Source organism: Arcicella aurantiaca (genome assembly GCF_003148625.1).
In the GTDB taxonomy this organism is placed as follows: Bacteria; Bacteroidota; Bacteroidia; order Cytophagales; family Spirosomataceae; genus Arcicella; species Arcicella aurantiaca.
In genome coordinates, this window is sequence record NZ_QGGO01000007.1 from 26,707 (window position 1) to 48,293 (window position 21,587).

At 35.6% G+C, this 21,587-nt stretch carries 26 protein-coding genes; 20 read left to right on the forward strand and 6 right to left on the reverse strand.

Translation table 11 applies throughout. The annotated features are described in order from the left end of the window. Positions 1–158 precede the first annotated feature (158 nt). The 9 genes from LV89_RS08050 (at position 159) to LV89_RS08090 (ending at position 5,521) form a co-directional block, all read left to right on the forward strand. Positions 159–965 carry a crotonase/enoyl-CoA hydratase family protein gene (locus LV89_RS08050; RefSeq protein WP_109742369.1) on the forward strand — a complete coding sequence of 269 codons (807 nt, stop codon included), beginning with the start codon at positions 159–161 and terminating at the stop codon, positions 963–965. 162 nt (positions 966–1,127) lie between these two features. After that, a complete protein-coding gene (locus LV89_RS08055; RefSeq protein ID WP_109742370.1) occupies positions 1,128–1,355 on the forward strand; it encodes a hypothetical protein in 228 nt (75 codons plus the stop codon). 73 nt (positions 1,356–1,428) lie between these two features. Further along, positions 1,429–1,647: a hypothetical protein gene (locus LV89_RS08060; RefSeq protein ID WP_109742371.1), complete on the forward strand. Its 219-nt coding sequence runs from the start codon at positions 1,429–1,431 to the stop codon at positions 1,645–1,647. 1 nt (position 1,648) lies between these two features. Beyond that, positions 1,649–3,337 (forward strand): DNA repair protein RecN, encoded by a 1,689-nt coding sequence (gene recN, locus LV89_RS08065; protein WP_109742372.1) that lies wholly within the window; start codon positions 1,649–1,651, stop codon positions 3,335–3,337. A gap of 2 nt (positions 3,338–3,339) precedes the next feature. Further along, positions 3,340–3,579, forward strand: a complete 240-nt coding sequence (locus LV89_RS08070) for a DUF433 domain-containing protein (protein ID WP_109742373.1) — start codon at positions 3,340–3,342, stop codon at positions 3,577–3,579. Further along, a complete protein-coding gene (locus LV89_RS08075) occupies positions 3,580–3,936 on the forward strand; it encodes a DUF5615 family PIN-like protein (RefSeq protein WP_109742374.1) in 357 nt (118 codons plus the stop codon). 5 nt (positions 3,937–3,941) lie between these two features. Continuing rightward, positions 3,942–4,337, forward strand: a complete 396-nt coding sequence (locus LV89_RS08080; protein ID WP_109742375.1) for a lipoprotein — start codon at positions 3,942–3,944, stop codon at positions 4,335–4,337. A gap of 71 nt (positions 4,338–4,408) precedes the next feature. Beyond that, positions 4,409–5,047, forward strand: coding sequence for an SCO family protein (locus tag LV89_RS08085; protein WP_109742376.1), 639 nt, complete (start codon positions 4,409–4,411; stop codon positions 5,045–5,047). 57 nt (positions 5,048–5,104) lie between these two features. Further along, positions 5,105–5,521: a c-type cytochrome gene (locus tag LV89_RS08090; protein WP_109742377.1), complete on the forward strand. Its 417-nt coding sequence runs from the start codon at positions 5,105–5,107 to the stop codon at positions 5,519–5,521. 48 nt (positions 5,522–5,569) lie between these two features. Here LV89_RS08090 and lptC read toward each other — a convergent pair whose 3' ends face one another. The 4 genes from lptC to LV89_RS08110 all read right to left on the reverse strand — a co-directional run bounded on the left by lptC (position 5,570) and on the right by LV89_RS08110 (position 9,718). Continuing rightward, positions 5,570–6,067: an LPS export ABC transporter periplasmic protein LptC gene (lptC, locus tag LV89_RS08095; protein WP_158279539.1), complete on the reverse strand. Its 498-nt coding sequence runs from the start codon at positions 6,065–6,067 to the stop codon at positions 5,570–5,572. 231 nt (positions 6,068–6,298) lie between these two features. Next, positions 6,299–7,660, reverse strand: a complete 1,362-nt coding sequence (gene bamG / locus LV89_RS08100) for a BamG family beta-barrel-assembly machinery protein (protein ID WP_109742379.1) — start codon at positions 7,658–7,660, stop codon at positions 6,299–6,301. After that, entirely contained in the window at positions 7,650–8,369 is a 720-nt protein-coding gene (locus tag LV89_RS08105) for a type III pantothenate kinase (protein ID WP_109742380.1), read from the reverse strand. Before LV89_RS08105 ends, bamG begins: the two co-directional genes overlap by 11 nt. A 98-nt stretch (positions 8,370–8,467) precedes the next feature. Further along, positions 8,468–9,718, reverse strand: a complete 1,251-nt coding sequence (locus tag LV89_RS08110) for an MFS transporter (protein ID WP_109742381.1) — start codon at positions 9,716–9,718, stop codon at positions 8,468–8,470. 124 nt (positions 9,719–9,842) lie between these two features. Here LV89_RS08110 and LV89_RS08115 point away from each other — a divergent pair, with 124 nt between their 5' ends. The 3 genes from LV89_RS08115 to LV89_RS08125 all read left to right on the forward strand — a co-directional run bounded on the left by LV89_RS08115 (position 9,843) and on the right by LV89_RS08125 (position 12,400). Continuing rightward, complete coding sequence (locus LV89_RS08115; protein WP_109742382.1) at positions 9,843–10,937, forward strand: mechanosensitive ion channel family protein; 1,095 nt, start codon at positions 9,843–9,845, stop codon at positions 10,935–10,937. A 4-nt stretch (positions 10,938–10,941) separates the two neighbouring features. Beyond that, entirely contained in the window at positions 10,942–11,952 is a 1,011-nt protein-coding gene (locus LV89_RS08120; protein WP_109742383.1) for an SMP-30/gluconolactonase/LRE family protein, read from the forward strand. 76 nt (positions 11,953–12,028) lie between these two features. Beyond that, positions 12,029–12,400: a DMT family protein gene (locus LV89_RS08125; protein ID WP_109742384.1), complete on the forward strand. Its 372-nt coding sequence runs from the start codon at positions 12,029–12,031 to the stop codon at positions 12,398–12,400. A 43-nt stretch (positions 12,401–12,443) separates the two neighbouring features. On the opposite strand, the gene LV89_RS08130 is transcribed toward LV89_RS08125, so the two are convergent. Then, complete coding sequence (locus LV89_RS08130; protein WP_109742385.1) at positions 12,444–12,776, reverse strand: type II toxin-antitoxin system RelE/ParE family toxin; 333 nt, start codon at positions 12,774–12,776, stop codon at positions 12,444–12,446. Then, entirely contained in the window at positions 12,766–12,981 is a 216-nt protein-coding gene (locus tag LV89_RS08135; protein WP_109742386.1) for a hypothetical protein, read from the reverse strand. Before LV89_RS08135 ends, LV89_RS08130 begins: the two co-directional genes overlap by 11 nt. A 220-nt stretch (positions 12,982–13,201) precedes the next feature. On the opposite strand from LV89_RS08135, the gene bioB reads away from it, so the two are divergent. From bioB to rplI, 8 genes are all read left to right on the forward strand, one after another. Then, positions 13,202–14,221, forward strand: coding sequence for a biotin synthase BioB (gene bioB / locus LV89_RS08140; protein WP_109742387.1), 1,020 nt, complete (start codon positions 13,202–13,204; stop codon positions 14,219–14,221). 78 nt (positions 14,222–14,299) lie between these two features. Then, positions 14,300–14,767, forward strand: a complete 468-nt coding sequence (locus tag LV89_RS08145) for a redoxin domain-containing protein (RefSeq protein WP_109742388.1) — start codon at positions 14,300–14,302, stop codon at positions 14,765–14,767. Between the two features lie 487 nt (positions 14,768–15,254). Further along, positions 15,255–17,087, forward strand: coding sequence for a 3-keto-disaccharide hydrolase (locus LV89_RS08150; protein WP_109742389.1), 1,833 nt, complete (start codon positions 15,255–15,257; stop codon positions 17,085–17,087). Between the two features lie 239 nt (positions 17,088–17,326). After that, complete coding sequence (locus LV89_RS08155; protein ID WP_109742390.1) at positions 17,327–19,225, forward strand: hypothetical protein; 1,899 nt, start codon at positions 17,327–17,329, stop codon at positions 19,223–19,225. Between the two features lie 194 nt (positions 19,226–19,419). Beyond that, positions 19,420–20,085 (forward strand): hypothetical protein, encoded by a 666-nt coding sequence (locus tag LV89_RS08160; protein ID WP_109742391.1) that lies wholly within the window; start codon positions 19,420–19,422, stop codon positions 20,083–20,085. Between the two features lie 179 nt (positions 20,086–20,264). Beyond that, the gene (gene rpsF, locus LV89_RS08165) at positions 20,265–20,630 is read left to right on the forward strand and encodes a 30S ribosomal protein S6 (RefSeq protein WP_109742392.1); all 366 of its coding nucleotides are present in this window, start codon (positions 20,265–20,267) and stop codon (positions 20,628–20,630) included. Positions 20,631–20,657: 27 nt separating this feature from the next. Further along, entirely contained in the window at positions 20,658–20,909 is a 252-nt protein-coding gene (gene rpsR, locus LV89_RS08170; RefSeq protein ID WP_109742393.1) for a 30S ribosomal protein S18, read from the forward strand. 85 nt (positions 20,910–20,994) lie between these two features. Next, entirely contained in the window at positions 20,995–21,438 is a 444-nt protein-coding gene (rplI, locus tag LV89_RS08175) for a 50S ribosomal protein L9 (RefSeq protein ID WP_109742394.1), read from the forward strand. The last annotated feature ends 149 nt before the right edge of the window (positions 21,439–21,587 follow it).

Here is a 21,587-nt window from a genome sequence, read left to right on the forward strand (position 1 = left end):
AATGCTACTGGTCGTAGGTTTAGCGAAGCGTTCCTACGACCTAAAATGTACAGAGCGTCTCGCTCATCATCTACTCATCGGTAAAGCTCTCTCTTTGCTTTATTCAAAAACATTCAATAACTTCATTTCGCACGAAGTATTCACTCAATGTATAAAACATGGAAACGCTAAAATTAGATATTCAGAATCATATTGCCCACGTAACGCTCAATCGTCCTGATAAAATGAATGCCCTCAATCAAACTGCTTGGGATGAAATCACGGAGGTTTTTGAATATCTTGATGAAAATGCAGAAGTGAGAGTAATTGTTTTGGAAGGTGGGGAAAGCAAAAACTTCTGTGCAGGAATTGACTTGAGTTTATTGATGTCCGTTTCGCAAAATCATACTAAATGCGAAGGACGAAAAAGAGAAAAACTTCGTAAAGATGTCTTGAAATTACAAGCTCCAATTAATGCCATTGAAAACTGCTCAAAACCCGTTTTAGCCGCCATTCACGGTGGTTGTATCGGTGGAGGAATAGACTTGGTTTGCGGTTGTGATATGCGTTATTGTACCGACGATGCCTATTTTACCATTAAAGAAATTGACATGGGCATGGTGGCAGATTTAGGAACTTTACAAAGACTCCCCAAACTCATTGGCGACGGTCTCGTGCGTGAAATGGCGTACACAGGGCGTAACGTAGGCGGACAAGAAGCCGAGAAAATTGGCATCGTCAATCGTTCGTATTTAGATAAAGTTACGATGATGGCGGAAGTCATGAAAATTGCCGAAATGATAGCTCAAAAATCTCCATTATCCATCCGAGGAACAAAACATATTTTGCTCCACACTCGTGACCATTCCGTTGCCGACGGACTCAATTACATGGCAACTTGGAACGCCGCCATGTTACTTTCAGCCGATTTACAAGAAGCTTTTGAGGCGAAAATGGGAAAGAGAGAAGGGAAGTTTGAAGGGTGATGTTAAAATGTTACTGATTAGTTATGAATATCAATCACAGCAAACACTTATATTTGTAATCATTAAAAAGGAGAATTGTTTGGTAAGAATTGTAGTAATAATTCTTTCAATAATTTTCTAATTGAGGTAAAAAATAAAAGGTTCAATTAAATCAAACATAGTATGACAACTATCGAATTAAAATCAAACCTTCATTTACTGATTGACCGAATTTCAGATAATAGTGTTTTAGAAGCTTATCATACACTCTTAAAACGAGAAGTAAAAGAGGTTGGTGATTTTTGGGATGACTTAACCAATGCCCAAAAGGAAGATATTAAAGCAGGAATTGACGATTTGAAAGCAGGACGAAAAAAGCCATTGTCAGAAGTAATGAATAAATATTTATGAAAGTATATCAAATATTTATCTCTGAACGTGCTGAACGAAATTTAGAACACATTCTTCAATGCCTTGAAGAAGAGTGGTCAATAAAAGTAAAAAAGGAATTTTAGAAGAATTGAATACTAATTTTGATAGAATAAGTGTGATGCCTTTTTTATTTCCGAAATCTGATAAATTTGAAAATTTACATAAAGGTCTTATTACTAAACACGCTCATATTTTCTATCAGGTCTTTGAAGATTACATAGATATTGTAACGATTCAAGATACTCGCCAAAACCCTGATTTTTTGAAATAAAATGTTACAAAATCTAATCATAAAAAATTACGCTCTTATTGAGCATCTTGACTTTGCCCCTGACCGTTCTCTGAATATCATTACGGGTGAAACAGGTGCGGGAAAGTCAATTATGTTAGGAGCAATCGGGTTGTTATTGGGTAATCGTGCTGATACCAAAACGCTTTATAATCCGTCTGAAAAATGTGTAATTGAGGGAGAATTTAATATTTCTGGATACATTATCAAGAATATTTTTGAGGAGGAAGAGTTAGATTATGAAGAGCATTGTATCATTCGCCGAGAGATTTCTCCGCAAGGAAAAACTCGTGCATTTATCAATGATACGCCCGTAAATTTGGAAACGCTTCGCAGAATCACCTCTCAATTAATGGATGTGCATTCTCAGCATGATAATTTACTTTTGGGGGCAAATGAGTATCAACTCCAAATTGTAGATACGTTTGCTCAGAATAGCGAGATTTTAGACAAATATAAGGCTGATTATCAACTATATAATAAGGCTAATCAGGCGTATCAGCAACTTTTGGTTGATGCCAAAGAAAGCAAAAAAGAGTTTGATTATAATTCTTTTTTGTTAGATGAATTGCAAAAAGTTAAATTAAAGAAAGGCGAATTAGAGGTTTTGGAACAAGACCTTAATAAACTTGAAAATGCAGAAGATGTCAAATCAAAATTAACGGCAGCTGCCTTGTATTTGAATGCTCCTGACCAATCTATTATTTCATTTTTGAGTGCCACCGTCGTTAATCTGAACAGTATTAGTAATTACGGCGAGCAGTATAATCAGTTAAGAAATCGTTTGCAAAGTTGTTTAATTGAGCTGAAAGATGTAGCTGATGAGGTAGAAAGTGAAGCGGAAGAAGTAGAATTAGACAATGAAAAAATCTCGACAATTCAGCAGAGATTAGATTTATTGTACAATCTTTTGCAAAAACACCAAGTCAAAACCGACCAAGAATTAATGGATATTCAGAAAGACTTGGAAGCCAAAGTGGGTAAGGTTTTGAACATTGATGAAGCCTTAGAGAAGGCAAAAATGCAGGTTGAAAAAACCGAGAAAGTATTACAGAAAAGTGCCGAAGCATTGTCAAAATCACGTGTGGCGGTGTTACCAGTAATGGAGAAACAGCTCGCTGACCTTCTCAAAGATTTAGGAATGCCTAATGCCAGTTTGAAAATTGAAAATGAACAGGTAAAGCCAACCAATACAGGCACTAACATTATCAATTTACTGTTTTCTGCGAATAAGGGCATTAAACCACAACCAATCAAAAATGTGGCTTCGGGCGGTGAATTTAGCCGTTTGATGTTGGCGATAAAGTATATTTTAGCTAATAAAAGGGCTTTGCCAACCATTATTTTTGATGAAATTGATACAGGTATTTCGGGGGAAGTATCTATAAAAGTGGGGAATATGATGCGTGAAATGTCACGTAGTCACCAAATTATTGCCATTACGCATTTGCATCAAATTGCAGCACAAGGTTCGGCACATTATTTTGTTTATAAAGATAATTCTTCAGCAAGAACTGTTTCTCGAATTAGAAAACTAACTAATGAAGAACGAGTAATGGAAATTGCCCAAATGATTGGCGGACAAAATCCTTCAAAAGCTATTGTAGATAATGCCCGTGAGATTTTGAGTAAGCATTTAGTAGAATTGACAAATTATAAATTGGATTTGTAAATATGGAAACATCATCTTTGCTTGATAGAATCACGATAAACCCATTGGTTTGTCATGGTAAACCAACAATTCGTAATAAACGATATATGGTTGAATCTATGTTAGAATATCTTTCAGCAGGAGATTCGATTGAAGAATTATTGATAGAATTTCCAGATTTGGAAAGAGAAGATTTCTTAGCGTGTATTCAATTTGCAACAAAAGCCTTGAAAACGAAGACTTATCACTTAGCCGTAGCCTAAATGAAATTTTTATTGGATGCACATTTACCTCCTTCCTTGAAAAAAGTGTTTCTTGATAGGGGTTTTGACACAATTCATACATTGGATTTGCCCCTCCAAAATGATACAGATGATTCTACAATTAATAGAATTGTTACAGAACAAGAAAGAATTTTGATAACAAAAGATGATGATTTTTATGATACTTTCATCATTAAACAAATTCCTGTAAAATTAGTATTGGTTAAAACAGGGAATATCAGTAAAAATGATTTAAAAGAACTATTTGAAGTAAACTTAGATAGGATTATTACGCTTTTAGATGATAATGATTTACTTATTTTGACCAAAAAAACGCTTTTCGGATACAATCAATAACAATTATGAAAAAAATATTTTTAGCAATTTCAATAATTACAACATTGGCGGCTTGTCAAAAAAATGGAGAAGATAAACAAAAAGTAATGATTGATGAAGTGATGGCGATTCATGATGAAGTAATGCCTAAGATGGACGATATTATGACTTTGAAAAGTAGCTTAGATTCTGCCATTAAAGTTTCTCCTGATTCTGCAAAAGCCAAACAATTATATTCTGCTTTGGATTCAGCCGATAATCAAATGATGGACTGGATGCAGGCGTATAATCCTGACCAAGTAAAAGGAAAATCGGAAGAAGAAGTCACTAAATATTACGCTGATGAAAAAGCTAAAATTTCAAGTGTAAAAGAATTGACGAATAAAAGCATTGAAGAGGCAAAGGGATTTTTAGGGAAGTAAACCGATAAATATTGACCTCAGTCTTAGATTGGGGTCATTTCATTTTGAGGTCATTTTTAATTTATTATGCAATGAACAAAACCACATTATTATATATTTATGCTGTTGCATTTTTCCTTTCAGCGTGCGATTCACAGCCCCAAAAACTTCCAATTCTTGGTAATCGTGAGGCGGTTACAAAAACAGTTAATGGCAAAGAAGTGACCGACACCCTTTATCATCAAATTCCTGATTTTGAGTTTATTAATCAAGATTCTGTAAAAGTTACTCAGAAGGATTTTGCAGGGAAAATATACATTGCAGACTTCTTTTTTACGACTTGCCCAACGATTTGTCCGAAGATGAAAACCCAAATGTTACGGATTTATGAGAAATATAAAAACAATCCGAAAGTTGGAATTCTCTCTCATTCAATTGACCCACGCCATGACACGCCCGCAGTTTTACGTGAGTTTATGAATAATTTGGGTATAAAGTCGAAAATGTGGCAAATGGTAACGGGCGACAAAGCTAAAATCTATGAAATCGGACAGAAAAGTTATATGGTTTCTGCTACCGATGACCCAACTCAACCAGGAGGAATTGTTCATAGTGGAGCGTTTATTTTAGTAGATAAAAATCGTCATATCAGAGGAATTTATGATGGAACTGAACCTGCAAAAGTTGATAGACTGATGATTGATATGGAAATACTTTTGAATGAATTGTAATACGAACAGCCTTGTTCGTAAAAATGAAAACTGCTGATAGAATTGTCAGTAAAAAATATGAAAATTACTTATTGCTTATTACTTACTGCTTACTGTTTCCTGCTCGCTGCGTGTAGCGAAAAGGACATTAAACTAAAACAATATTATATCGACGGACAGGCTCTTTATAAATTACATTGTGCCAATTGTCACCAAGAAAATGGACAAGGCTTAGCAGGACTTTATCCGCCCATTGCTGGCTCCGATTTTTTGGAAAAGAATAAAGAATTAATCCTTTGTTCAATGAGAAATGGTTTGCAGGATACTATTGTTGTGAATGGAAAATCGTTTCACCAAGCCATGCCAGCTAATACGCAATTACAAGCTTTGGACGTTGCCGAAATCGCTACTTATATTTACAATGAATGGGGAAATGAAAAGGAAATTACGGAGGTGAAATACGTGCAGAAGGTGTTAGAAAATTGTAAAAAATAGTGTTTTGATATGCGATGTTAGAGAAACCAACATCGCATATCAAAAAAATTATTGTGGTAAGCTTTTAACACTTACTACTCCATTCACTCTACGAATGGTATATTCTGTAAAATCTTGATTAGAGTCCATTCCCATACCGTGAATAACTTGGTCGGGGGTTTTGATGTCAACGGCTTTGTTTGAATAAATTTTCTTAGTATCAGGACTCCAAAATAATTCGTCCGTTGCCAATGTTTCGTTCTTTACCTGATTATTTATTTCTACCCTTCCCATTACTCGATAAAGATTATTTGCTTTCAAATAAATAGCAGAATCTCCTCTTAATTTGGTGGTATTGTTCCCCATTTTGTCAAAAAAGAAAACACGTACTTCTTTAGGGTATTTTTTGTCTTCATTTGCCATTGTTAATTGAGCTTCTGTTGACATTCTCACGACTAACCTTGCTGAGTCTGTATAACTCATATTGATGCCATAAACCTCAGAAATTGGACCTTTATAATCTTCTCGTTTAAAATCCTTTTTGTCTTCTTCGCAAGAAATAAGCACGATTATAGAGAATAGAGAACAGAGAATAGATTTACTTGAATTGGAAAAAGGTAACATTTGCTTATAAAGAAAACGTACCACAGATGTTAACACCTGTGGTACTGTTTTAATCAATATTTTTATTTGATACATAATGAAAATAGTTCAATAAATCATTTGTATAAACTTTGTATTTAAGCATTAAATCTTACATTCTTAATGCCTAAATCCCAACCCCTAACACCTAAAAAATTAATCAACTTTTGGTTTACGGAACCAATAGAAGTCTCCTAATGAGAAGCCAACTACGATTTTGTTATAAACTTCTTCAATTCCATTAGTTGCTAAAACGCCTCTTTTACCACGTACATACGCAATATTTATGTAAGAAATAGTTCTAAGCGGAAGTGAAACACCTGCTGAGAAACTCATGTCGTTAGCTACATCTTTTCCGTTGAAAGCATAAGGAGAAGTGGTATAATTTGCTCCAACACGATACATTACATGGTTAAAGTATCCATTAAGTGCATCGAATTTTGGAATATATTCCGCTCCAAAAGCAATGGTGTGTGCGTCTCTAAGATTTTCAGAAGAACCACTAAGATTTTGAAAACCAGACCATTTTGTCATTGAATAGTCAAGAGAAACTAACAATTTTGCAGGTTTTTCTAAACTAACACCAAATCTGTAAGTAGCAGGAAGAGAAATTTTTCCGTCTGTTTGTTTCAGGGTATCGGCATTGATTAATGATAATCCTGTTGCGTTGCTGATGGTAAATCTTTTTAATGATTTCGCTCCAAGATTTTGCCCAAAGTCTGCTGTTGCTCCAATATTTAAGAAATATTCTTTGTTTAATTTTGGTCGCCAAGCCCAACCTAATTTGAAATGTGTTCCAGAATAGTTAGTTCTATCGGCTAAATTAATCTGATAATTTTGAGAGTCGCTTAAATTTTGAGTTATTACATCTCTGTTAATTACCCCAAATAAGTACGAAAACTCTAAACCTACATACATTTCTTTTGTAATTCTAACGCCATTACCAATTACAGCTTTATTTAGTCCGCCGTTTCCGTTGTAAGTGTATGTTACACTGTCAGTTCCGACGATACTAAGTTTTTGAGATGAAAACGTTTTGTAGTCAACGGTACTGTATGGAGTTAAGCCTAAGGATAAAGTCCATCTTGGAGAAGCAGGTAATGCTAACATGATTGGTCCAACAGTTCCATTGTATGTGTTAGAACGTTGTCTTGTATTTTGCATTGATTTTGCCTCCGTATTGGCACCCATTTCAAAAACCGTATAGCGGTTACGAGCTAAAAGTGCAGGGTTTAGCGTATTGATGTAAATCCCGTTTGAATTGGCAACTCCTAAACCTCCCATCATTGAGTTTATTGCTGTTCCTCCATTGTAAACTTCACCAACGCCCCAGTATGAAAAAGGCGAGTTGGTTTCCTGAGCGTGAGTTTTTGCAATAGGTAGTAAGGAGTAAGTAGCAAGCAGTATGCAAAATACTACTTTTGACAAAAATGAATTGGAGACGTTTTGTTGAGATTTTGAAAACAATCTTCTAAAAGTTGGCGTCTGTAAACTATGACCTTTTTTGTTATTTGACATTATATTCTAAAATTCGATTAAGTCCAATCAGCACTAATTCTGGGATTACAAAGTTCGGGTATTTTATGCGGTTTGCAAAGTTTGAAGCATCGCCACCACAGAAAATGACGTTAATATTTGTTAAAACCTTGTTATACTCTTCAATAAAGCCGTTTATTTCTGCTAATAATCCGTTCATTACGCCACTTTGCATAGCGTGCTTTGTACTTTTTCCAATGAGTGTTGGTATTCCATCTGGTTCTAATAACGGTAAACGTTGGGTAAAAGTGTTCATGGCTTTGAATCTCATTCTAACCCCCGGAGAAATAATCCCTCCATGAAAATTGTCATCAATATCTACCAAATCGTAGGTAATACACGTACCCATGTCTATCACAACGCAGTTATTTTCAGGATATAAAACCCTTGCTCCAATAGTCGCCGCCACACGGTCAGCACCGAGCGTTTCGGGTGTGTCGTAGCGTTTTGTGAGAGGAACAGGCGTTGTATTTTTAAGTAAATAAATCTCAGAAGTTATCTCAGAAAATTGTTCTTTTAATTGTTCTTCAGAATAACTTACAGATGAAACCATAATTCGCTGAGGACGAATGGTTTCTACATAATTGACCAATTCTTCATAAGATAATTTCCAATTAGTTTCAATCAGTTTTCCTGCTTCAAAAAGCCCTGTTTTAGCGTAAGTATTTCCTAAATCTATGGTTAGGTTCATGAGTAATTTTTGTAGTGGCGAATAGCATTTGCCAGTGTTGTAAAGGTAGTTTCGGTAGCGGCGAATAGCATTCGCCGATTGTCAGTAATTGGCGAATACTATTCGCCACTACTAATTTGTAAATCCTTATTCGGGTCAATTTTCAACCACATTAAAGCACTAACCACCAAACAACCCGAAATCAAAATTAATGGATAATTGAAATTGTGGGTTTGTTCTACAATAATTCCAAAAATGATGGTGATGAAAAAACCGCCTAATTGTCCCGCAAAGTTCATTGTTCCTGCAACCGTTCCCGAATATTTTTTGCCAATATCAACGCAAGTAGCAAAAGCGACAGGAAGTGCTAAATCCTTTGTTAGCACACATAGAGCTAATAAATAGCCGACTAAATCATTATTTTCGGTAAGTCCTGCCGAGAGAAATAAAATGCTTGAAAGTCCTAAACCGCCCATCGCAACGGCTTTTCTTCCAAAAGATAAACCGTATCTTTTTACCAAGAAATCACTTAAAAAACCACCTACAATACAACCGATTGCTCCTAAAACGTAAGATAATGAAATGAAGTTTTTAGATTGGTCTTCGGTCATGCCACGTCCTTCAATGAAATAGGTATTTGACCAATTGGTGAAGAAATACGAAGCATAAAAGAACAAATGGCACATCAACATCAACGCCCAAATGTTGGGATTTTTGATGATAGTTTGCCAACTAAAATGGTGTTCTGAAACTTTAATTTTACGTTGATTTTCGATTTCCTCAATTTCTTCCTGACTAATATTTTTCATTTCGGAAGGCGTATCTCTGTACCAATTGTACCAACCAATTGCCCAACAAACGCCTACTAAACCCAAAGCCACAAAAGCCATTTGCCAACCCAAACGATGTACTAAAGGAATGACTAAAAAAGGCGTTAAAGCACCGCCCAAACGTCCTGCCGCCCAAATAACGGCTTGAGCCCGTGCTACTTCTACCGCAGGAAACCAACGAGCAATTACGATTGAAGCGTTTGGATATGCTCCTGCTTCGCCTGCTCCAAAGAAAAAACGAATGATTACCAGATAGACATAATTATAACCAACTGCCGTCAAAGCCGTAAAACCAGACCACCATAAAACCACCCGAGTCAATACTTTTCTTGGACCAATACGGTCGCCCATTGCCCCCGTAGGAATCTCAAAAAGGGCATAAGCCAGTGAAAATGCTCCTAAAATATAACCAAATTGTTGATTATTGATGGATAAATCTTCTTTGATATATTTACTGACCACATTCATACAAACACGGTCGAGGTAAGTGATGATGGATAATAAAAATAGGGCTGATAAAACCTTATGCCGAGTTTTCATGATGTGTTGGTTAGGAATGAGAAATAAGTCGTCTATCGTAAAATTACCGTTTCTTTCATTAAATTAAGCAACAATCAGCATAACTTTACCGCTGAAAATTACTCATTCATCAAATTTTTACCCAATGCAATATTTATCTACCGAAATCCTCGAAAATAAAGTAACTGATATTTTGATATTGGTTGGTATTTTGGGTTTTGGACTTTTGTTCCGACGCTATTTAACTGATAACTTCAGTAAAATTCTTTATCGTTTTATCAAACACGATAAAATCCCGATTCACACTTGTGTAGCGATGCTTCGCCAGCCTGTTCGTCTATTTATTTCTTTGATTTTTCTGTACGTTGCCTTTTCGTTTGTGCATTTTCCTTCGTCATGGCGGATTCCGTCAGAGGAAGTTTTTGGTATCAGAATGATTTTATTGAAAAGTTTTCAAACAGGTTTTATCTTTTCAATTTCATGGATTTTAGTCCGAATTACTAAATTTATTGCCCTAATTTTTCAAGAAAGAGCAACCTTGACAGAATCGAAATTAGACGACCAATTTATCCCATTTTTTAGGGATTTAGTGGTGGTGGGTATTTCTATTTTGACGTTCTTTGTGATGTTGGGCGTTGTTTTCAAAGTAGATGTTGTGGCTTTGGTAACAGGTTTAGGAATCGGTGGACTTGCTATTGCTTTGGCGGCTCGTGAAACCTTAGAAAATCTGTTTGCTTCCTTTACGCTTTTTCTGGATTTACCTTTTGTGGTGGGCGATAATATTCAATCGGATAAAGTTTCGGGAGACGTTGAAAAAATAGGTTTTCGTAGTACCCGCCTACGTACAGGAGAGGGAAGTTTAATTGCCATTCCGAATAGACTTTTGACTGCTCAGGCTCTGGAAAACCAAACGCAAAGACCATTTAGACGGGCGAGATACTTGTTGAAATTAGAAATGGTAACGCCAATTGAGAAAATCCAAAAAGTTGTTTCTGAGATTAATAATTACGTTTTGAATCATGCAATGATTTATCGTCCCGACTCAAGTATCACTCGGTTTGATGGTTTTGGGGATAATTCGTTAGATATTTTGGTGTCATATCACATCGCCACTTTCGATGCTGCAGTTATGCGACGAGTAAAAGAAGAAATTAACTACCAAATCATGGTAATAATTCAACAAAATGAGGTGAAATTTGCTTCTCCAACCTTGAAAATTTCCCAAGAATTAGAGCCATAATCAGATGAAAACAATCTTATCAATCATTCTAATAACATCTTGTATGTCAGTGATTTCAGCCCAAACCAATTATCCAACTTTAGGAAAAGTTGTCAAACTCGACGCTTCACTTGACGCACTTATTGCTCCTGATGCTAAAATTGAAATTTTATCGTCTGGATACAAATGGTCGGAAGGACCTGTTTGGGTGAAAAATGGGAAGTATTTACTTTTCTCAGATGTTCCTGCCAATACCATTTATCGTTGGCAAGAAGGAGATAGAGCCGCAATGCCTTTCTTGAAACCTTCTGGATATACAGGTTTGGGAGAATACAGCGATGAACCGGGAAGCAATGGTTTGATTATCAATCAAAAAGGTGAATTAGTCGCTTGTGAACACGGCGACCGTAGAGTTTCTGCTTTGCCTTTAACAGTAGGAGGGAAGAGAACTTTGGCTGATAATTTTCAAGCAAAAAGATTTAATAGTCCGAATGACGTAGTTCAACATTCAAGTGGAGCCTATTATTTCACCGACCCGCCTTATGGTTTGATGAAAAAAGAAAATGACCCAACTCGTGAAACCAATTTATTTGGCGTTTATCGTATCGGAACGGACGGAAAAGTAAGCATTGTGGTGAGTGATTTACAGCGACCAAATGGTTTAGCATTTTCACCCGATGAAAAGATTTTATACGTGGCACAATCAGACCCAAATCGTGCCGTAATTATGGCATATCCCGTTAATATCGACGGGAGTGTAGGACTTGGAAAAGTATTTTATGATGCCACTCCAGCCGTAAAAGAAGGATTAAAAGGGTTACCAGATGGTTTGAAAATAGATAAAAAAGGAAATATATTTTCAACAGGACCGGGAGGCGTTTTAGTGATTTCGCCAAATGGGAAATTATTAGGCAGAATTGATACTAACGAACCAACTGCCAATTGTGCTTGGGGTGATGATGGCTCAACCTTGTATATTACATCAAATATGCACGTGTGTAGAATCAAAACTTTAACAACGGGAATTGGGTTTTAATGTATCTCGATGCTTCTGCATCGGATAATAATATAAAATTTCAGCTGATGTGGAAGCATCGGGATACACACAATGAATGAAATCAATTTATACAGTTGGGCTATTAATTCTGTCCAATATCTTCATGACTTTAGCTTGGTATGGTCATTTGCAATTTAAGAATTTTACTTCACTCAAAAGTTTAGGATTGTTCTCTATCGTGCTGATTAGTTGGGGATTAGCATTTTTTGAGTACATTTTTCAAGTCCCTGCTAACAAATTAGGATTTAAAGAAAATGGAGGACCTTTTTCGATGTTTGAACTCAAAACTATTCAGGAAGCCATTTCATTGATTGTTTTTGCGTTGATGACCACCTTCGTTTTCAAAACTGAAAAAATGGCGTGGAATCATCTTGTGGGCTTTTTATTGATAGTTTTAGCCGTTTTTGTGATTTTTAAGAAGTGGTAGAACAGGAATCTTTCCTGTTTGAGATATGCGTTATATGTTTTTATTACTCTTCTGATAAAATATCAATTAATTGTTCAAGTTCCTTTCCTGAGATATTTGCCTGTTCAGACTTATCGTAAATATCCATCAAAAAGACTGTCTCTCGCACAAAACGTACATAAGTTATCAATCTTGCTCCGCCACTTTTGCCTTTACCTTTACTCGTAATAGCAACTCTGATTTTATAACAGTCTTTACCAATTGGAACACCCAATGTAGGGTTCTCAGATAATTCATCAAATAAGGTGCTTAAATCTGCTGAGAGGGATTTGTATTTTTTCGCTAATCGTTTTAGTTTCCGTTCAAATGGTTCAGTAGCAATAACATCAAAGTTCATTTAATAAGTCTTTAGCTGATTTTAGTTTCTTTTTCCCTTGTTCATACTTTTTTACATCATCAAATGCTTCTGCTAAATCAGTTATAAACTGACTTTTATGTTCGTCTTGAACTTGTTTTACAATATTTACGTATTTTAAACTTTTCAAGAGTTCCATAAAAAAGGGGATTCTACTGTCTTCTTTTATATCTAATATTATAGTCATTTTAGTTTATTTTAATGATTGAAAATAATCAGTTGATACACAGTTCTCACTACGTGTGTAACGTCTTTGTTGATAGTAAATTTGCATTAAAAAATATTCAATTACAATTGAGTTTAGTATAAATTTAAAATTACCTTTTTATATCCCAAATTTGCCAAACCCAAAAAGCATGGTTAATTTTAAAGGTTTAAAATGATTTTTCTGAAAAACGAATATAGCAATGATAAGAAATAACTGGACAAGAGAAGAAGTAGAAGCAATTTATAATTTGCCATTTATGGAATTGGTCTATCAGGCGGCAACTGTTCACCGTCAGTATAATGACCCACAAGAAGTACAAATCAGTACTTTGTTGTCAATCAAAACGGGTGGTTGTCCAGAAGATTGCTCGTACTGTTCACAGGCAGCTCGTTATCATACCGACGTAAAAGTGCAGAAATTAATGGAAACGCCAGAAGTTTTAGCAGCAGCTCAACGTGCTAAAGATGCAGGTTCGTCTCGTTTTTGTATGGGTGCTGCATGGCGTGAAGTGCGTGATAACAAAGATTTTGATAAAGTTTTGGACATGGTGAAAGGCGTAAATGAATTAGGTCTTGAAGTATGTTGCACGCTCGGAATGTTGTCAGAATCGCAAGCTGAAAAACTGAAAGATGCAGGTTTATATGCCTACAATCATAACATAGATACCAGCGAAGAAAACTACGAAGATGTTATTTCAACTCGTACTTTCTCCGACCGTTTGAATACCATTGATAATGTTCGTAAAGCGAAATTGTCAGTTTGTTCGGGAGGAATTATCGGTTTAGGAGAAGGAGATGCAGACCGTATGGGAATGTTGAAAACGCTTGCAAATATGCCTCAACATCCTGATTCTGTGCCAATTAATAACCTTGTGCCTATTAAAGGTACGCCACTTGGAGAGCAAGAACCTGCTTCTATTTGGGATATGGTGAGAACTATTGCAACGGCAAGAATCTTAATGCCAAAATCAATGGTGAGACTTTCGGCAGGACGTTTGGATATGTCTTACGAAGGACAAACGCTGTGTTTTATGGCAGGTGCAAACTCTATTTTCTCAGGAGATGTTCTTTTGACAACACCAAACCCAGCGGTTTCAAATGATAAAGAATTATTCCAAATTCTAAGCATTAAACCACGTGAGGCTTTCAAAGAGAAAAAACAAGCCGCAGAAGTGAATTTTATTCCAAGTGTAGCTGAAGCAATGGCTGAGATTTTGTAATTATAGTATGGGAATCTTTCCCGTGAAAAAATCAACTTACACATAGGAAAGATTCCTGTGTTACTAAACTTCAATAAAATGGCATTACAAGTAGGCGAAAAAGCCCCAGATTTTAAATTATTCAATTCTGAAAAACAAGAAGTTAGCCTTTCAGATTTCAAAGGAAAAAACGTGGTTGTTTTATTTTTTCCATTAGCATTTACAGGCGTTTGTACGGCTGAATTATGCGAAATGCGTGATAATATCGCAACGTATGCTAAGCTAAATGCTGAGATTTTAGGTATTTCGGTTGATTCTCTTTTCACTTTAGAGAAATTCAAAGCAGAACAAAAATTGCCTTTCAACTTATTATCTGACTTCAACAAAGACGTTTCTTCGGCTTATGGTTCATTGTACGAAAACTTTGTTTTGGGCATGAAAGGTGTTTCAAAACGTTCAGCTTTCGTGATTGACGCAGAAGGAACAATCCAATATGCTGAAGTATTGGAAGATGCAGGAAAAACACCAAGTTTTGAGGCAGTTCAATCAGCTTTAGCGAGTTTGTAGTAATCTTTAACGTAGTCAGCGTTCTGAACGCTGACTACGTTGCTTTTACGAGATAAAATAATACACCATTTTGATATTTTATAAATCATCAAACTTACGGCAATCGCAATTCTCCAATCGTCATTATAATTACATCTCTCCAATTTCTTCTTTCACGATATTTGTTTAAAAATCCTCTTACAATTAAGTATAAACCCTAATAGAAACTTGTCGTTTTTAGCTTAATTTCGAATTCTAATATTTGGAAAAAATATGGAAATCCTTGAATGTCATATATTTAATAAAAAGTATGATTTTTTATTGGTTGAAGTGTTTTAATTAAATAACTTTGAACATATCTATTGAAAAGCAGCAAACACTGCTTGTTTTTTTATACTAAGTGTTCTATGGTGTTATATATAGAATTTAATAAGGTAAAATGACAAATTAATAATGTGATTTACCGTTAATGTGTAAGTGATAATTAAACTTGAATCCTAAAAAACGAATGTTAAAGAAATTATTATTCCTACTTTTTCCCCTTGCAGGAATGGCACAAAATCAGATTCCTCTGAATGATTTGAGTGTTTTCAACAACCCAAGTGCCAACTGGACTATCGAAGGTGGCGTGACGATTGGGACAAATCCTTCTGCATTTGCAACTACGACAGGCAAAGGTGTTTTAGTATGCACTTTACGAGGAGCAAAATATCAATTGACGGATGATTTATTCTCGAAATTGGAACATGGAGATTTAAAAATGTCTTTCGATTTTATGATTCCTAAAGGCTCAAATTCTGGATTTTATTTACAAGGTCGTTATGAAGTCCAAATTTTAGATTCTTGGTTGAAGAAATATCCAAATGATAGCGATTGTGGAGCTATTTATCATCGTTGGGATGAAACTCGTGGTAAAGGAAATGAAGGTTATCAAGGACACCCGCCACGCCAAAATGCCAGTAAAGCTCCCGGACTTTGGAATCATATCGAAATTGATTTTAAAGCTCCAACTTTCGATGCTTCTGGAAAGAAATTGACCAATGCCCGCATCAATTCTGTGTATTTGAATGGACTTTTAGTGCATGAAAATGTTGAATTATTAGGTGTTACTCGTGGAGCAGTTTCTCAACAAGAAGTAGCCAAAGCACCTTTCAGAATTCAAGGTGACCACGGAGCGGTTGCGTTTAAGAACTTCTCTTATGAAATTTTTGAAAAAAGCGACATTAGCTTCACGCCTGTAAAATACGAATATTACGACGGTGTTGTTACCAATTTTAAACCTGCCAATAGCACTCCAACTGCAACAGGAACATTGCCACAACCAACCCAAAAAGTAATTAGTAAAAAGAGAGACTTTTTACTAAAATTTGACGGAAAATTTACCACCAAAGTAGCTGATAATTATACATTTATTGGTCAATGGGAGGCAATGGGAGCTATTATCGTTGATAACGACACAGTTGTAACAGGTTGGCATTTACCCGCTGAGTACGCAAAAGGTAAAAAGAAATTATCTGCTGGCGAACATAGCTATACCATTCTTTATACCAAAGATTATCATTGGAGACCAAACTCTTTGGGCATTTTTATTCAAAAAGATTCTTGGGAAAAACAGGCCATTACTGAACGTACTTCTTTGTTAGATATGATTCCTGTACCTTTAATTGATGTACAACCAAGCGATGTGCCAGCTATTCAACGTTCGTTTATTATGTACGGAGATAAGAAAATTACGCATGGAATAAATGTTGGAATGCCAAGTGGATTAAATTTCTCTTATGACTTAAATCAAGGTGGATTTTTACAATTATGGAGAGGAAAATTCTTGAATGCAACTGATATGTGGCTCGACCGTGGAGAACCACAAACTTCTGCTCCGATGGGATTGACGATTAATGCAAACGATAAATTTCCATTAGCCTATTTAACAAGTGCTGATGCTGATTTTCCTGAAAATTTAACAAAAGAAGATTTATTTTACAAAGGTTATAAACTTGAAAAATTGGCAATCGGAAATGGTTACCCAACTTTCAACTATGATTACAAAGGGCTAAAAGTAAAAGACTCAACTACGCCTTTAGACAAAGCAGAAGGATTGAGCCGTCATTTAACTTTTGAAGGAGAAATCGCAGCAGGAAAACAATTGTATGCACTCATTGCAGAAGGAACAAGCATTGCAGAAATAGCTCCAAACCGATACGCCATAGATAATCAAAACTATTATGTTGAAGTTGTACCAACAGCAACTAACAAGGCAATTGTGCGTGAAAGCAAGGGCAAAAAGCAAATTCTAATGCCTTTAGCTGGCTTGAAAGAAGTTTCATACAATATTATTTTTTAAATAAGTTTAGGGGCAATATAGTTTAGTTAAGCCGATTAACTTCCCGAAAGTTTAAAACTTTCGGGAAGTTTGTATCAAATAAATTTCTTAAAAAACGACATTGGGTTTAGGGGTTGGCTGTTAGATATTAGTATTTCCAACGGAGACTTAATCATTCAGCTTTTGGCTGCAATAAAATAACTGAAAATTTAACAAATGCGATGTTCGCTTTTCGCAAATCGCTTTTTCGCACATTATACATGAAAAACTATAAATATTTATTCATTATTCTGCTTGGTTTGGCAACACAACAAACCTTTGCTCAGACAAAACCAAAACCTCTGACTGAGGAGGATTTTTACGAAATCAAAACGGTAACGATTCCCGAAGGAATAAAATTAGAAGTTGGTGGCGTTGCTCCCATGCCCGACGGTCGTGTGGCAGTGTGTACTCGTCGTGGAGAAGTTTGGATTATCGAAAATCCATATATGCCAGATGGTTCGCAACCAAGTTATACTTTATTTGCGAGTGGTTTGCACGAATCTTTAGGTTTGACTTACCATGAAGGGTCTTTTTATTGTACGCAAAGAGGAGAACTTACTAAATTGACAGATACAGACGGAGACGACAAAGCTGATATTTATGAATCAGTAGCCAATTGGGATTTATCAGGAAATTATCATGAATACTCTTATGGTCCAGAATTTGATAAAAACGGAGATATGTATTTGACTTTCAATGTAGCTTGGGTAGGTTACGGCGAAGGTAAATTGGCAAAATGGAGAGGTTGGTTAGTAAAAGTTAAAAAAGACGGAACACTTGAGCCAGTTGCTACGGGTTTACGCTCGCCCGCAGGATTTACAGTTAACTCAAACGGAGACGTATTGTATGGTGAAAACCAAGGTGACTGGGTTGGTTCAGGAAGAATTACGCATCTTGAAAAAGGAGATTTTGCAGGAAATGCAGGTGGACTTTGGTGGACAAAAGAACCTGATTCTCCATTAAAACCCACAACAGTAAAAGACGTTCCAGATACAGGTGAACCCATGTATGAAGCGGCAAAAAAGATGAAATCATTGAAATTGCCAGCCGTTTGGTTTCCTCATGCTATCATGGGAATTTCAACAGCAGATATGATTGAAGACCAAACAGGCGGAAAATTTGGACCATTTCAAGGACAATATTTTGTGTATGACCAAGGACAGTCAAAAGCTATGCGTATGAGCTTAGAGAAAGTAAACGGAAAATATCAAGGTGCTTGTTATCCATTTCGTGAAGGTTTTCAGTCGGGAACAATTCGTGCCAGATGGGGAAATGATGGCTCAATGTTCGTGGGAATGACTTCAAGAGGTTGGGGTTCAACAGGTAAAGAACTTTATGGTTTACAACGTTTGGTTTGGAACGGTCGTATGCCTTTTGAAATGAAAACCGTTTCAGCTCGTCCAGATGGTTTTGAAATTGAATTTACACAACCAATCAATAAAGCAACGGCTGAAAATTTAAGTAATTACGAATTGAAAAGTTTTACTTACAAATATCAACATCAATACGGAAGTCCAATTATCAACCAAGAAGCAACGCCTTTGCGTGGTGTAATCGTTTCGGAAGACCGTACAAAAGTTCGTTTGGTAATCGACAATTTGCGTTTAGGTTATATTCACCAAATCACAATAAACGGAATTTTGAACGACCAAGCACAACCACTTTTACATGATTTGGCTTTTTATACGCTCAATGCTATTCCAGAAGGAGAATTAGCCAAAGTTTCTCCACGTTCAACCACAACGCCAATTGTAGCTTCGACAAAGGAAACAAAAACTCCTGTTAAAAAAGAAGCTCCAAAAGCCGCAAAAGAAATGGTTGATAGCAAACAAGTAGCACTTTTACTGAAAAAATATACTTGCTCTGCTTGTCATAATGAGAATACAAAACTCGTTGGTCCAGCATTTACAGAAGTTGCCAAGAGAAACTATACTAATGAACAAATCTTAGAATTGGTTTACAAACCAAAACCAGAAAACTGGCCTGATTTTGCTACTGAAATGGCACCAATGTCGCACGTTCCGAAAGCAGATGTTTTAAAAATTGCCGCTTGGATTAATTCTTTAGGCGTAAAAAAATCAAAAACAGATTTGAATAAAATTGAAAATCACGATTAGACAATAATTTTGATTTTTTTAGAAACGTCGGTGAGTAGTTCTAATTTAGAGCTATTTGCCGACGTTTTTGTTTATACATTCCATTTATTAAACAATTGTTCCCATTTATAAAAGCTAAGACTTCACAAACGTATTTTTTGCTAAATTTACAAAACCCTTGAAAATCAAGGCATAAACTTTAAATCTCAAATCCCATGAAATCTTTTCTGACATTCATTTTCGTATTATTTATTCTTAACACTTCATTCGGTCAACTTGCCAATAACAATACTTTTAGTGTACAAATAGATGGAAAAGACTTTGTAACACAACCCCGCCGAATCAAGATTGGTTCTTATTGGTGGATAACCGCTAACGCCATTAAACCCGACAAATCACTCAGAATGTGGTTATATAATTGGAATAGAGACAAAGATGCGTCTCTTGAAGCAGGAACATATTTGGTGGTAGATGCAGATAAACCTGATACAAAGGAAAACAAAAAGAAAGTAGAAGATTTAGGTAAGTATAAAGGCATTGTAGTGATAAAATACGTAGAAGAAACCCGTGAGCCAAGAATGGAATACCACGTAGGAAAGTCTCAAAATAACGATGAAACAGTAGAGGTAAAAATTGCCGCCGACGGTTCAATTGAAGCTACTTTCAACGGTACATTAGCAGGTTCATATTGGAAGGAAAAAGCGACTGCAACCGTTTTTGGAGGTTTAGGAAGAATTGTAAATAAAATGGAAGATAAAGCCAAAACTTCCGCCACAGGTTATGATTCAGACATTGACCCAGAAGGAAATGGCTACAAAAAACAAGATAAGACCGATAAAATTGTACTTACAAATGGGAAATTCAAGTTGCAAATAAAATAAAAGATACATTTTGTAAGTATATGAGAGGTCAAATTATCATATTAAGTTGGGAAAACTCAGTATGATAATTTGACCTCTTTTTCTTCAACCACTTGAATTTCAAAACTTTCTCCTCTTTTTTTGATTTTTCAAATGAAAACTGTACCTTTGCAGTCCAATTTTAAAAATCAATATACATAATGGAATTACGTAATTATGAAACGGTATTCATCTTAACTCCCGTTTTGTCAGAACAGCAGACAAAGGATACCGTTGAAAAGTTTAAAAAAATCCTAACGGATAACAATGCGGAAATCATTAACGAAGACGCATGGGGCATACGTAAGCTGGCGTATCCTATTCAAAACAAACAAACAGGTTATTATTACATCATCGAATTCAAAGCTGAAGGTACTCTAATTGCTAAATTGGAACTTGAATACAAGCGTGACGAAAAAGTAATCCGTTTCTTGACAACTGTGTTGGATAAGCACGCAGTAGCTTATAACGAGCGTAAGCAAAAGGGTTTAATCGGAAAAAAACCAGCTGAAGCTAAAGCAGAGTAAGAACATTCAAACTTAATTTTTGAAATCATGACATTAGTAAACGAACCAATTGACAAAAGCGTAGTACGCAAAAAATATTGCCGTTTCAAAAAATCTGGCATTAAATATATTGACTATAAAAACCCAGATTTCTTATTGAAATTAGTGAACGAACAAGGAAAAATTCTTCCACGTCGTCTTACTGGGACTTCGTTGAAATTTCAACGTAAAGTAGCTACTTCTATCAAACGTGCAAGACACTTGGCATTAATGCCTTACGTGGCTGATGGCTTGAAGTAGTTAATCGTTATTAGTTAATAGTTATTGGGGAACAGAATACAGAAAGTTTTTCTAAATTCTTTAACCTTAAAATTATATAAAAAACATGGAAATCATCTTAAAGACTGACATCGCAGGTCTTGGTTATAAAAATGACGTAGTTGCTGTAAAACCTGGTTATGGTCGCAACTATTTGATTCCACAAGGATTCGCTGTAATGGCGACGGGGTCAAACAAAAAAATTCTTGCTGAAAACATTAAGCAAGTTGCTCACAAAGCAGAAAAATTGAAATTAGATGCTACTGCTTTAGCTGAGTCAATCGGTGATATTACACTTGATATTCCTGCAAAAGTAGGTGAAAGTGGTAAAATCTTCGGTCGTGTTACAACTACTCAAATTTCTGAAGTATTGAAAGAAAAAGGATTTGATGTTGACAGAAAGAAAATTGCATTAGATTCAGAAGTTAAATTCGTAGGAGAATACACTGCAACACTTGATTTACACAAAGAAGTGAAGCACAAAGTGAAATTCAACGTTGTAGCTGACTAATTTAATTGATAAAAAGCTAATAGTTAATCTCAAATGTAAGTTCTTGTATCGCAAGTATTTACGCCAATTATATTAGCTATATAGGTTTTTATTAGAGAGAATATCCTTTAAAATCGTTACCACTTAATAGATTTTAGAGAAAAATATAG